This is a genomic window from Chitinophaga sp. 05T412 (assembly GCF_056396465.1).
The window spans coordinates 231001-244472 of sequence record NZ_JBFTLN010000007.1 but is presented as its reverse complement, the minus strand read 5'-3'; the positions used below and the strand labels follow the sequence as shown (position 1 = coordinate 244472).

General features: G+C 47.5%; 8 protein-coding genes. 7 read left to right on the top strand and 1 reads right to left on the bottom strand.

What is annotated here, in order from left to right:
• Positions 1–8 precede the first annotated feature (8 nt).
• Entirely contained in the window at positions 9–911 is a 903-nt protein-coding gene (locus tag AC1DFM_RS17390; protein WP_477078008.1) for a helix-turn-helix domain-containing protein, read from the bottom strand.
• A 165-nt stretch (positions 912–1076) separates the two neighbouring features.
• Between AC1DFM_RS17390 and AC1DFM_RS17385 the strand changes: the two genes are divergently transcribed.
• From AC1DFM_RS17385 to AC1DFM_RS17355, 7 genes are all read left to right on the top strand, one after another.
• Complete coding sequence (locus AC1DFM_RS17385) at positions 1077–1685, top strand: sterol desaturase family protein (protein ID WP_477078007.1); 609 nt, start codon at positions 1077–1079, stop codon at positions 1683–1685.
• 176 nt (positions 1686–1861) lie between these two features.
• The gene (locus AC1DFM_RS17380) at positions 1862–5092 is read left to right on the top strand and encodes a S41 family peptidase (RefSeq protein ID WP_477078006.1); all 3231 of its coding nucleotides are present in this window, start codon (positions 1862–1864) and stop codon (positions 5090–5092) included.
• A 180-nt stretch (positions 5093–5272) separates the two neighbouring features.
• The gene (locus tag AC1DFM_RS17375; protein ID WP_477078005.1) at positions 5273–5827 is read left to right on the top strand and encodes a sigma-70 family RNA polymerase sigma factor; all 555 of its coding nucleotides are present in this window, start codon (positions 5273–5275) and stop codon (positions 5825–5827) included.
• Positions 5828–5926: 99 nt separating this feature from the next.
• Entirely contained in the window at positions 5927–7075 is a 1149-nt protein-coding gene (locus AC1DFM_RS17370) for a FecR family protein (RefSeq protein WP_477078004.1), read from the top strand.
• Positions 7076–7489: 414 nt separating this feature from the next.
• Positions 7490–10921: a TonB-dependent receptor gene (locus tag AC1DFM_RS17365; protein WP_477078003.1), complete on the top strand. Its 3432-nt coding sequence runs from the start codon at positions 7490–7492 to the stop codon at positions 10919–10921.
• Positions 10922–10939: 18 nt separating this feature from the next.
• Positions 10940–12364 carry a RagB/SusD family nutrient uptake outer membrane protein gene (locus AC1DFM_RS17360; protein WP_477078002.1) on the top strand — a complete coding sequence of 475 codons (1425 nt, stop codon included), beginning with the start codon at positions 10940–10942 and terminating at the stop codon, positions 12362–12364.
• A gap of 8 nt (positions 12365–12372) precedes the next feature.
• Positions 12373–13458 (top strand): redoxin domain-containing protein, encoded by a 1086-nt coding sequence (locus AC1DFM_RS17355; protein ID WP_477078001.1) that lies wholly within the window; start codon positions 12373–12375, stop codon positions 13456–13458.
• The last annotated feature ends 14 nt before the right edge of the window (positions 13459–13472 follow it).

Here is a 13472-nt window from a genome sequence, read left to right as displayed (position 1 = left end):
ACAGCTAGTTATGAAATGGAAACAGTGGCTTTCCGGAACTGATTAGGTGTTTGTCCCGTTTGTTTTTTGAAGAAGATGTTAAAGTTGGAGGCATGCTCAAACCCCAGGCAATAGCCAATTTCCGCGATATCGTAGTGGCTGTGCAACAGCAACGCTTTGGCTTCCTGGCTGATTTTATCAGCAATCCATTCACTGGTGGTTTTGCCCGTGGTTTCTTTTAATGCCCGGTTCAGATGGTTGGTATGAACGGATAACTGCGCGGCAAACTCGTTGGCATTTTTAAAGCGGATCACCCGGTGCGGTGGACTGGCAGGAAACTGTTTTTCCAGCAGGTTTTGGAACAGGTCACTGATGCGCTGAGCGGCATTGCCGGCCTGGTAATAAGTATCAGGCGCCTCCATTTTCAGCGCTTCATGCATCAGTATCTGTACGTAGCTCCGCAATAAATCATGTTGATGGGCATAGCTGGTGCTGGTTTCCCGGATCATGCTTTCAAAAATGTTTTGCAGGAAGGCGGTTTTTTCAGCATCAGGAAAGAAGACATGATTGCCACCCGCTTTAAACAAAGGAGATTGCGCGAGACCGCCATTTTTTAAGTGCTGATCGATGAATGTTTCTGGAAAGAGACAGAAATATCCCGTTTGATGCGCCACATCTGGTTCCCAGGAATAGGGAATCATCGGGTTCATAAACGAAAGGGCGGGTCCCTGCATAGGGAGCGATTTGTCCGCATAAGATAAGGTGCCTCCACCCTGGATAATCAGCGAGATCTTGTAGAAGTCCCGCCTGCCGGATGGCAGGTTGGTATCACTGCAACCAAATTCTTCCAGCCGGTTTACGGTAAAGAGTTCCCCGGAATGGGCCTGTCCATGTAACTCAAAAAATTCCGAAACGGTTTCTTTCGCTTTCATCTCTCAAAGTTATGCCCTTCAAATGTAAAGGAAAATAGGACAAACGATCTGCGGATGAATGTCTTTTTTCTGCAACTCATCTCCCTAATCCAACAGCTCATCAGAAATTGGCTGGCTACATCCTGTAGGGAATACAATTTTGTAGCAGCTATCAAACCCGCTGCTATGAAGTTTGAGAAAATACATAATAAAGGACAGGCACAGATCTTTAGCAACCGGTACCTGGAGTTTTTGACCAAAACCCATCCCGTGGTGATCTTCGGGATGTACCTGCCGGTGATCGGGTATATGTTGTATTACAGCAAAACTTCCCTGGGATATAGTTATGCCCGCATTGCAGGGGTATACCTGCTGGCGGTGCTGGGCTGGACACTCTTCGAATACATTGCACACCGCTTCCTGTTCCATTGGGTCAGCGATCACCCGGTAGCCCGTAAAATAACCTATACCATGCATGGCAATCACCACGAGTATCCGCGGGATAAACAACGCCTGTTTATGCCGCCGGTACCCAGCGTCATCATATCTTCGGTGCTTTTTGCCGTGTTTTATGGGGGCATGCGGGAAAATGCTTTTGTATTCTTTCCCGGTTTTATTTCCGGCTACCTGGCATATGGTAGTATGCATTATGCCATCCATGCCTGGTCTCCTCCTTTTAAATGGCTGAAACCCCTCTGGCGTAATCATCACCTCCACCACTATAAAGACGAGGCCCTGGGTTTCGGGGTCAGCTCCACATTATGGGACCGCGTTTTCGGTACCATGTTTCGTTGATATTCGCTGTAGTCACTCGCTACAATAGCTTTTTGCTTTTTGCTTTCTGCTTTCCGCCTTCGGCAACTGTTTCCGTCCACTTGTCCCTATCATGTTTGTAAAGCGCAGGGCTTTTTTTTACTTTGGAGCATCGGCTCGTTATCGCCGTTTCTACAACAGAACTAAAGAGAGCGCTTATGAAGAAACTTTTATTTGGATGTGCCGCCTTTTTAATGGCTGCCACCGCCTATGCCCAGGAAAATGCCTTGTGGCTTAGAAATCCCGCTATCTCCCCCGACGGCAATACCATTGCCTTCGGCTATAAAGGGGATATTTACCGGGTAGATGCAAAGGGTGGGGTAGCGGTACCACTGACCATCCATGAAGCCCACGACATGCTGCCGGTATGGAGCCACGATGGTAAATCTATCGCCTTCGCCAGCGATAGATATGGCAATTTCGATGTGTTTGTAATGCCCGCTACCGGTGGTACCCCGGTGAGATTAACCAGCAACAGCGCCGGAGATTATCCATACGACTTCACCCCGGACAACAAACAGGTACTTTTTGGAAGTGTTCGCAATGCCCCCGCTGCCAGCGTAAGATTTCCCTATCGCGTCTTCCGGAATATGTACACTGTACCGGTTACCGGCGGACGCTCCGTATTGGTCAGCGCAGCTGGTGCAGACGTAGCCCACTACAACAAAGCCGGTAACAAAATTATTTTCCAGGACCGCAAAGGCTATGAAGATCCGATGCGTAAACACCACGTATCCGCTGTTACCAGGGATATCTGGGTAATGGATGTAGCCAAAGGCAGCTATGAAAAAGTATCTMCTTATGAAGGAGAAGATAGAGAGCCTGTTTTTGGTAATGGCAATGATATCTACTATCTCAGCGAAAAAGGCGGTATCTCACAAAACCTCTTTAAAGCATCGCTGACCGATAACAGCAACATGCAACAGCTGACCAGCTTCACCAAACACCCGGTGCGTAACTTGTCTAAAGCAGATAATAATACCCTGTGTTTTACCTATAACGGGGAAATATATACGCTGAAAGAAGGAGAACAACCCCGTAAGCTGGCGATCAATATTTTCAACGATGGCCGCGCCACCGTCGTGAAAAATGTACCCGTGAATGGCAATACCACCGAATTTGCTATGAGCCCCGATGGTAAGGAAATGGCCTTCATTGCACGTGGCGAAGTATTCGTAACCAGCGTGGAAGGCAATACCACCAAGCGTATCACCAATACTCCCCAACAGGAAAGAATGGTAGCCTGGTCGCCCGATGGGAAGAAACTGATCTATGCGGCAGAACGCAACGGCAACTGGGATATCTATCAAACCACCAAAGTACGCAAAGAAGAACCTTACTTTTTTGCTGCCACCCTGCTGAAAGAAGAACCTGTGATTGCTACAGTTGCAGAAGAGTTCCAGCCACTGTTTTCGCCGGATGGCAAAGAAATCGCCTACATCGAAAACCGCAATGTGCTGAAAGTATTCAACATCGCTTCCGGCAAAACACGCACGCTGTTACCGGAAGGAAATAACTACTCCTATTCGGATGGCGACTGGAGCTTCGAATGGAGCCCGGACAGCAAATGGATACTGACCGACGATGCGCAAGGCAATTTCTTCTACTCCAACGCCGCACTGATACCTGCTGATGGCAAAGGTACATCCGTGTACCCCGTACGTAGCGGCTTCGGAGAAGGCAACGCCAAATGGGCCGCTGAAGGTAAAATGCTTACCTGGACCAGCGACCGCGAAGGCCGCAAATCCCTCGCCAACCAGGGCAGCCGCGAAGTTGATATCTTCGGCGTATTCTTCGATCAGGATACCTACGATAAATATAAATTGTCGAAAGATGAATTTAACCTGCTGAAAGAAAAAGAAGCAACCGGTGGTAAAGCCGCCAAAGATTCTGCATTAAAAGCCAAAGATTCTTCCGACAGCAAAAAAAGTTTCCAACCCGATTTTAATAATCTGGAGAACAGGAAAGTAAAATTAACTATCAACAGCGCTTCCATTGCTGATTATGTGCTGAGCAAAGATGCCAGCAAACTATATTACATGGCCGCCTTTGAGAAAGGATACGACCTGTGGGTAACAGAACCCAGAACCGGGGAAACAAAAATCCTCGCCAAACTGGGTGGTTCTCCAGGCAATATTGCCCTCAGCAAAGATGGCAACACACTCTTTGTCAGCAACAGAGGCAGCGTGGTGAAAGTAGAAACCGGCAGCGGAAAAATAACGCCGGTATCTATCAGCACGGAGTTGTCGCTTAATCAGGAAGAAGAACGTCAGTATATTTTCTGGCATGCCTGGAAACAGGTGAAGGAGAAATTCTATGATCCTACACTTCGTAACATGGACTGGAAAATGTATGGCGACAACTACGCCCGTTTCCTGCCTCATATCAGCAACAACTACGACTTCGAAGAATTGCTGAGTGAGATGTTGGGCGAACTGAATGGCTCCCATACTGGTGGCCGTTATTCGCCACAGCCGGTGAATGGCGATAATACCGCGTCGCTCGGACTGTTGTACGATGAAGCATCTACTGCAGATGGACTGAAAGTAGGAGATGTGATCCCCGGTGGTCCGTTTGACAAAGCCATCAGCAAAATTAAAAAAGGCGACATCATTGAGAAAATAGATGGCGAAAGTATTACGAACAAATCCGACTGGGCAGCGCTGCTGAATCGTAAAACAGGCAGCAATGTATTGGTAAGTCTTTACAGCCCTGACACCAAAGCCCGTTGGGAAGAAACCGTAAAACCAATCAGCGCCGGCGAAGAAAATGCACTGATGTACAAACGCTGGGTAGCCCGTACCCGCGCCATGGTAGATAAACTCAGCAATGGTAAAGTAGGATACGTACATGTACAAGGCATGAACGACGCCAGCTTCCGCACCGTGTATGATGAGGCGATGGGACGTAACCGGGAAAAGAAAGCCCTGATTGTTGATACCCGTTTCAATGGCGGTGGATGGTTGCACGACGACCTGTATCATTTCCTCAGTGGCAAAAGCTACCTGAAATTTGCACCACAGGGCCATGTACTAGAAAGAGGAGAACCCGGTACCAAATGGGTGGCACCGAGCTGCGTACTGATGAGTGAAGGGAACTACAGCGATGCATTCATCTTCCCATATGTATACAAACAAGGGAAAATAGGTAAACTCATTGGTATGCCCGTACCTGGTACCGGTACCGCCGTATGGTGGGAAACCCAGATAGATCCGACCCTGGTATTCGGTATTCCGATGGTAGCTACCATTGGTAAAGAAGGACGTCCTACAGAAAATTTACAGGTGGAACCAGATATCCGCGTGCCACTCCGCTATGAAGAATTCCTGGCGGGCGAGGATGCACAGCTGGAAGCAGCCGTGAAAGAGATGTTGGCAGAAATTAAGTAAGAAATATTTTATATAGAAAGCCCCCATAGCAATATGCTGTGGGGGCTTTTTCGTGCATATTTTCCGCGAGAAATCGTATTATTACAGGGTCAGGGTGTTGTTTCTCTTTAGATGAAACGTTAGCTTTGAGATAGCAGGTGAACATTATATGATCAACCAATCATTAGTATTACGCTAGAGATGATGACCKATTACGCCCATTATGGAGATGACACGCTGGTGCAGATGATGAGCGATGATGATCATGACGCCTTTACAGAAATCTACAACAGGTATTGGAAACGCCTGTATGTGCTGGCATATGATCGTTTACGCTCGCGCGAGCTGGCGGAAGATGTGGTGCAGGATGTGCTCACAGGATTGTGGCAGCGCAGAGGGCAATCCATTATCCGGTCGTTACCGGCCTACCTGGCTACTGCCAGCCGGTATGCTGTTTTTACACAATTGTCCAAACTGATACCGGTAACCGATGTAGCCGCCTTGCCGGAAGCCATTCAGGCGGTAACCGATGATACCGCCCAACTCCATTTTCTGCAGCAATCTATGCAGGACCAATTGAAGCAGCTCCCTGAAAAATGCAGGATCGTTTTTGAGTACAGCCGCAATAAAGGATTCTCTAACAGGGAAATAGCCACGGAACTCAATATCTCCGAGAAAGCCGTGGAGAAGCATATCAGTAAAGCGTTACAGCGCCTGCGTCTTCAATTCCGGAATTATTTTCATGCCTTGTTCTGAGCCGGATTCCCATCTCCTAAAAATTTTTTTTCTGCCGAGGTAGGGTAGCTCTCTTTTTTCCAGACTTAACTATATAGCACCTGTAAATCACAAACACGGATGAACACAAATGAACTGGCTTTACTATCGAAAAAGTACCTTGCCGGAGTGGCCAGTGAAGGGGAGAAAGAGCAGTTACTACAATGGTATAATGCCTATGATGAACAGTCGCTGACCGTTCACCTGCTGGCCGATGATAACGAAACAGAAGCCCGGTTGGAAGCGCGGATGCGTCAGCGCCTGCATACGGCCACGCAGCCCGCAGCAACGCCGAAGCTGTTGCCCATGCAACGTTTCAGTTGGAAAGCGGCGGCAGCTGCCTTGTTGTTAATATCAGCAGGCGCCGGTTTTTATGCATGGCAGTATCGTCCCAAAGCGGCGGTGGTGGAGAAAGTTCAACCCATTTTGCCGGGCAGCGATAAAGCCACTCTGACACTGGCAGATGGTACGGTAGTAAACCTTGACAGCGCCGGCACGGGTGTATTAACGGTGCAGGGCAGCACGAAAGTAGAGAAAACAACACACGGACAAATCGTGTATAAACATAATGCCTCCGCAGGAGCAGGAGTAGCTTACAACGTACTCCGGACGCCACGCGGCGGTCAATATAAAATTACGTTGCCGGATGGTACGGATGTATGGCTGAATGCTAATTCTTCCATCAGCTATCCTACTGCTTTTGCAGGAAAGGAAAGAAATGTAAGTATTACGGGAGAAGCCTACTTTGAAGTAGCTACCGACGCGGAACGCCCTTTCACGGTGAACGTGAACCGCATGGAGGTATTGGTGCTGGGAACGCATTTTAATATCAATGCCTACGCAGATGAAAGTACCATCAATACCACGTTGCTGGAAGGCGCCGTGCTGGTAAGAGCAGGTAGCACCGCGAAATTGCTGATGCCCGGGAAACAGTCCAGGGTAAGCCAAACAGGCGCCATCACCAACGAAGTGGCAAAAGTGGATGCGAGTAATACCGTGGCCTGGAAAAATGGATATTTCTCTTTTGAAGAGGCGGATATCCCAACCGTAATGCGACAACTATCAAGATGGTATAATATAGAAGTGAGATATAATGATAAGGTGCCGGAAGGTACATTTACCGGGGAAATAGGAAGAAGTTTGACACAGGAGCAACTGTTGAAAGTTTTATCGCAGGCGAAAATAAACTTTAAAGTAGAGGAGGGCAGACGGATTATTATCTATCCATAAACTAACAGCTAACTAAATTAAATACCAACCATCGCTGATACCACCAATATCAGCAAACCAACCATCTGACGGAGCAGACCAACGCCCGGACAGATAACTATCCTTAAAATCATGTTATGAAGTAATGAGGTCCACCGGACACGGAGATCTTATGTTCGTCCATAAAAAAAACCTGGTGCACAGGATTGGCGTCCGCACCAGGTTTGGAAAATGGTTAACCCTGTTTAGGAAAGCTTTTCACGACTACCTGTAAAAGGTGGGTGAGAATCAATTGTCAACCAAAAACCAATCTAAGGTATGAAAATTAATGTTGTTCGCAACCTGCATGGGAGATCCATGCTATTGGTTGGTTCACTTGTTCACAGCGAGTCCCCTCAACCAGGGACTGATTATGTAACCAAAATCTGGCGAGTAATGAGAATGACCGCAGTTTTATTAACGGTGCTGGCTTTGCACGTTTGTGCCAGCGGGGTATCACAAACGGTAACTGTCACCTGTAAGGAAATGCCGCTACAACAGGTATTTACTGTCATCAAACAACAAACCGGTTACGTCTTTTTCTACCGGAGCAAAGATTTATCAGACGTAACACCCGTATCGGCCAATCTGAAAGAGATGCCGCTGAAAGTGGCGCTGTCCAGGCTTTTGCAGGACAAGCCATTGAGCTTCGACATCGAAGGTAACACCATCGTTATTTCACGGAAAGCAGCAGCTGCACCGGAAAATCACTTGAACAACGAGCTGGCGCCACCGGAGGATATCCGGGGTAGAATCCTGGACGACAAAGGACAGCCCATACCCGGCGCCACAGTACGCGTGAAAGGTAGCGACGCTGCCGCCATCACCGATCAGGGGGGCTATTTTATTTTGCGCAATGCCGGCACCCGGCCGGTATTGCTGATCACCTGTGTGGGCTTTGAGCCCCAAAGCCTTAACACAGGCGGTAAGCAGTCGCTCGAGGTAACGTTACACGCCAAAGTGGATGACCTCAATCAATACGTGGTAGTAGGTTACGGCAGCACCAAAAGAAAAGACCTCACCGGCTCCGTCGCTTCCGTGAATGTAGACGAAGTGAAGAACGTACCTTTTACCAGCATCGACCAGGCGCTTACCGGTAAAGCGGCGGGCGTACAGGTAACGCAGGCAGATGGCTCTCCCGGTGGTGTGGCGAAAATTCGCATTCGTGGCGGTACCTCGCTGATGGGCGGTAATGATCCGCTCTATATCATCGATGGGGTACAGGTAACGATCCAGAACAGGTATATACAAAATCAGGCAGAAGTGGTGAATCCGATTGAAAGCGGTGGTAGCGATGATCGCAATAGTGGGGTATCCGGCTCTTACTCCCGTGGATTAAACAGCCTCGCCGGTTTAAATATCAATGATATTGAAAGCATCGACATCCTGAAAGATGCCTCTGCTACCGCCATCTATGGTTCTAAAGCGGCCAATGGCGTGATTATAATCACTACCAAAAAAGGAAAACTGAACCAGAAGCCCATACTGGATGTGAACTATTATGCAGGTGTAAGCAGCCCTATAAAAGAAAAGTTACTCAATGCTACCGATTATGTATCCCTGTTGAAGGAAGCGGCTAAAAACCTGAATGATTCCCGGGCGGCGTATGGCTATCAACCCAGTGCCAAAGCCAATTCAATCCTGAATGATCCTTCCTTTTTGGGTACGGCAAATACCGATTGGTTAAGCCTCGTATTGCGTAATGCGGTGTCTCAGAATGCAGACATCTCTGTACGTGGCGGTGGTTCAGGCTCCCGCTATTATACCTCGCTGGCTTACAACAAACAAAACGGCGTAGTATTGGGAACAGATTTTTCCCGCATTTCAGGAAAGATAAGTCTGGACAACGAAATCACCAGTAAGCTGCGCATCATCACCAACCTGGATTACGGATTTACCAAGAATAATATCACCAATGGTATCTATGCTGCGGCATTTTATGCACCACCCACTTTGCCGTCGCGGAATCCTGATGGTAGCTACTATCGGTTCATAGGTTCTCAGATTGGCGGCTACGATTACCAGGGATATCAAAATCCGTTGATCCTGCTGGATGGTATTAACGAGGGAAAAACATCTTCTTTGCTGGGATCACTTTCCGGCGATTATGATGTGTTGAAAGACTTGAAATTCAGGTCCACCGTTTCGGTGAACTATAACAACTATCATCAGTTGAACTATGTGCCAAGTACAGCAGGTATCGCTTCTTCCAATGGAATGAGTGATTCTAATGGCGGTACCGGATCACAGGGACAAACAGAAGAGGTAAACCTGTTTTTTGAAAACACCCTCACCTGGGACAAACAGTTCAATGAAAATAACCGGCTAACATTATTAGGCGGAACCTCCTGGCAGAAATATCGTTTTAATTCTTTCTCCGCCAGCGGGCAAGGTTTTCCGGATGATAAATACCTCAACAACCTGTCTTCTGCTGCGGTTACTTTACCAGCGACTGGTGTTTCCGGCCAGAATTCTCTGCTGAGTTTTTATGCACGCGCGAACTACGCACTCAAAGAAAAATACCTGTTTACCTTCACGGGTCGCTCTGATGCATCTTCCAAATTCCCGGCGCATAACCGCGTAGGGTACTTCCCTTCCGGTGGTGTGGMCTGGCGTATTTCCGAAGAACCGTTTATGAAAAGCGTTACCTGGTTGAACGAATTGAAACTGAGAGCCAGCGCGGGATATACCGGTACGCAGAATTTCGGCGACAACCTGTATTATACCTTATATACACCAGGTTCATATGGCGGAACAAATGCGCTGATACCTACGCAATTGGGTAACGACAAAATCAAATGGGAATCTACCCTGCAAAAAGATCTGGGGCTGGATTTTGAAATGTTTGGTTCCCGCCTGCGTGGTGTGTTCGGCTACTATGAAAAAAATACCACCGGGTTGTTAATGGCTACGCAACTGGCGCCCAGTTCTTCTTTCAGCAGTGTGATTTCTAATCTGGCCACGATTAATAACAAAGGATTGGAACTGGATTTGCGGATGGATTTCATTAAACACAAACATTTCCAATGGACCGGCGCCCTGAATATGTCTGGCAATAGAAGTAAGGTAACCGATATTACAAGCGACTTCACCGATGCCGGTAAAACCGATTCTTATATACAGGGGAACTCTATTGTAAGGAAGGGCGAGCCACTGGGTCTTTTCTATGGCTATAAATTCAAAGGCATTATCCAAAATGAAAAACAACTGGCCGACTATAAAAAAGAATATCCCTATTATCAGTACTTCTCACCTTTTATGGCAGTTGGAGATCCTATGTATGAAATAGGTGATGATGGATTCCCTAAATATGATGTTATTGGTCATTCCCAGCCTAAATTTTTTGGAGGCTTCACCAACACCTTTACCTATAAGAACTTCAGCCTGATTACCCTGACTACGTTCTCATACGGCGGAAAATTACTTTACCTGGCAGACATTCAAAATAAGGCGTTCGATTCGTATGCCAACAGAGGCGCACGCATTAAAGATCGCTGGACGCCGGAGCATCCCAGCAACGATCGGCCACGGCTGATACTGGGACAAAATTATGGCGCCACTGCCAGCGACGATGTATATGATGGTTCCTATCTCAAACTAAAATCCGTCACGCTTACCTATCAACTGCCGGTGAAAGTAGCGCATACCCTGCATATCCGCGATGCGTCTATGTATGCTTCTGCTACTAATCTGTTCACCATTACAAAGTATCCGGGTCCTGATCCGGAAGTAAGTAACAACCCTTACAGCTTAATCAATGGCAGCACAGATGTGAGCACATTTCCCACTACGAAGCAATATAATATCGGTCTTCGTTTTGGATTCTAAAACAACAAAAAAGAGATTATGAAAAGGATCATATATGTAATGCTGGGTGCGGTGTTGATCACAGGAGTATCCTGCAAAAAGGAGTTGGGAAAGTTACCCGAAAATGCCAAAGTTGACGGAAATACCATCATTGATCAGCGTACATCTGAAATAGCGCTGAATGGTGTTTATTACCGTTTTGCCAACGTAAACGCCGACAATAATGTAACGAATTGGCAGAACAATGAAGTAGGACCCGCTATCTATGCTGGCTATCTTGGATATGGTTATGACGAAGATGATGCAGAAAATAATAATTATACAAACCGGTCTTCTTTCTCAGCCATCTACTGGGCGCCTTCTTACCAAACCATCAACGCTGCCAACGGCCTGATCAAAGGTGTAACTGCCCTGGAGGATAAAGCCTTTGTTGGCAACCGTAAAAAGGAAATTCTGGCGGAAACACATTTCCTCCGTGCTTACAGCAACTTTAAATTGCTGAGTTATTTCGGCCAATGGTTTAATTTAAGTAGCCCTTACGGTGTTTTACTGCGGGATGAATTTGTAACAGTAGGAGGGGTATCCAAAGCACGTAGTTCTGTGAAAGACAGCTATACAGCTATCCTTGCAGATGTCGACGATGCTATTGCCAATGCACCGGCGAAGAACCCGGCATTTTATGCTACGCGTTGGACCGCTATGGCCTTGAAGATGCGGGTGTTGATGAGCCATGGTCAGCCGGCTGATTATCCGCAGGTGATAGACCTGGCCGACAGCATCCTCCTCAATGGTGGATATACACTGGAACCACAAACGAAAGATATTTTTTATACAAAGGGACTGTCCAGCCCGGAAGTGATGCTCGGTATCAAACCACAGCAAAATCAGGAAAGCTTTTACTATAACGTTTCCAAGCAATTCTGGCCGGGTGCTTCTTCTTTGTATATAGCAAAGACTGCACTGAAAGACCTGCTGAAGAATGATCCGCGTGGCGCCTGGATGATAGGTTCTGCCAATCCTGATTTGGATGACACCTACTTTTTCCTGAAATACATTAAGGAGGGGAGTACACCTACAACGGTGTCAGAAACTGCCTATGCCTTCCGCCTGACGGAAGTATACCTGCTGAAAGCGGAAGCCATCGTGCGTAGCGGTGGTAGTATTGCCACCGCCCGCGGTATCCTCAAAAATATCCTGTCACATGCAGGAGTAACAGATTTCACGGCAGTAGACAACGCCAATAGCACCAACGATATGCTGAAACAACTGTACCTGGAAACCTCCAGAAACCTGGTGGCAGAAGACGGACAGGAATGGATGGCGTTACTGCGTCTTCCGCCGGCAATGATCAAGGAACTGCGTCCTACTGCAGCAGATCCTATCAAATATATCTTGCCCATTCCGCACCAGGAATTTGTGTCGAATCCAGCTATTGGTGATCAAAACCCAGGTTATCAAAAATAATAACACATATGAAGATCCATGCTAAATTACTTTCCGCCGCTGCTTTACTCGCTGTCGCCTGTCATCAGCCACAGCAGCCCGTGGCCAGCATCAACGCCACCATCGCCGGCCTGAAAGATTCCGTAATATATCTGTCTATCCCCGTAGCAGATAGCGCTAAGTCAGATACCGTACGGGTAAAAGATGGGCAGTTTACCTGGACCGGCAACATGGAAGCACCGCAGAAAATTTATATCATGACCTCCTCCCGTTATATAGAGTTGTTCATGGAAAATGCGGCGGTAACCATCAAAGGCAACATTGATTCGGTAGATCAACTGCAGATCACCGGCTCCGCTTCACAGGACGCTTATAAAGCCTATCAGAAATCAGTAGAAGATCTTTCTGCACAGCGCGATACGCTCTATTCAAAATACCAGACCGTGCAAGGGAATGATACCGCTGAATTAGCGCTGGAAAACCAGATTGAAGCGTTGCGGGCGCAGAACAGGGCGCGCTCCGTGGCTTATATAAAAGCACATCCGGAAAGCCCGGTGAGTTTAGATCTCGTGTCTGAGATGGCCACCTTCGGAGAATATGCACCAGTAGACAGCGTATACCAGTTATTATCACCGGCCGCAAAACAAACGGCGGTGGGTAAACGAATCGCCACACGACTGGCCGTGATTAAGAAAAGCGCTATCGGTCAGCCGATGATCGACTTTACACAGGCAGATGTGAACGGGAAGCCCGTGCGCTTGTCCGATTTCAAAGGCAAATATGTACTGCTGGATTTCTGGGCCAGCTGGTGCGGTCCTTGTCGCGCTGAGAACCCCAATGTGCTGAAAGCCTATAATAAATTCAAGGATAAGAACTTCACCGTCGTAGGTGTATCACTGGATGACAAAGCCGACAAATGGAAAGAAGCCATTGCCAAAGACGGCATGCCCTGGATGCAGTTATCCGACCTGAAAGGCTTCCGCAATGAAGTAGCCCGGGAATATGGCATCCAGGCCATTCCCTGTTCTTTCCTGATAGATCCGCAGGGCATCATTATCGCAAAGGAATTAAGAGGCGCTAAGCTACACACCGAATTGGCCGCAATACTTAAGTAATAATTTATTAAAAT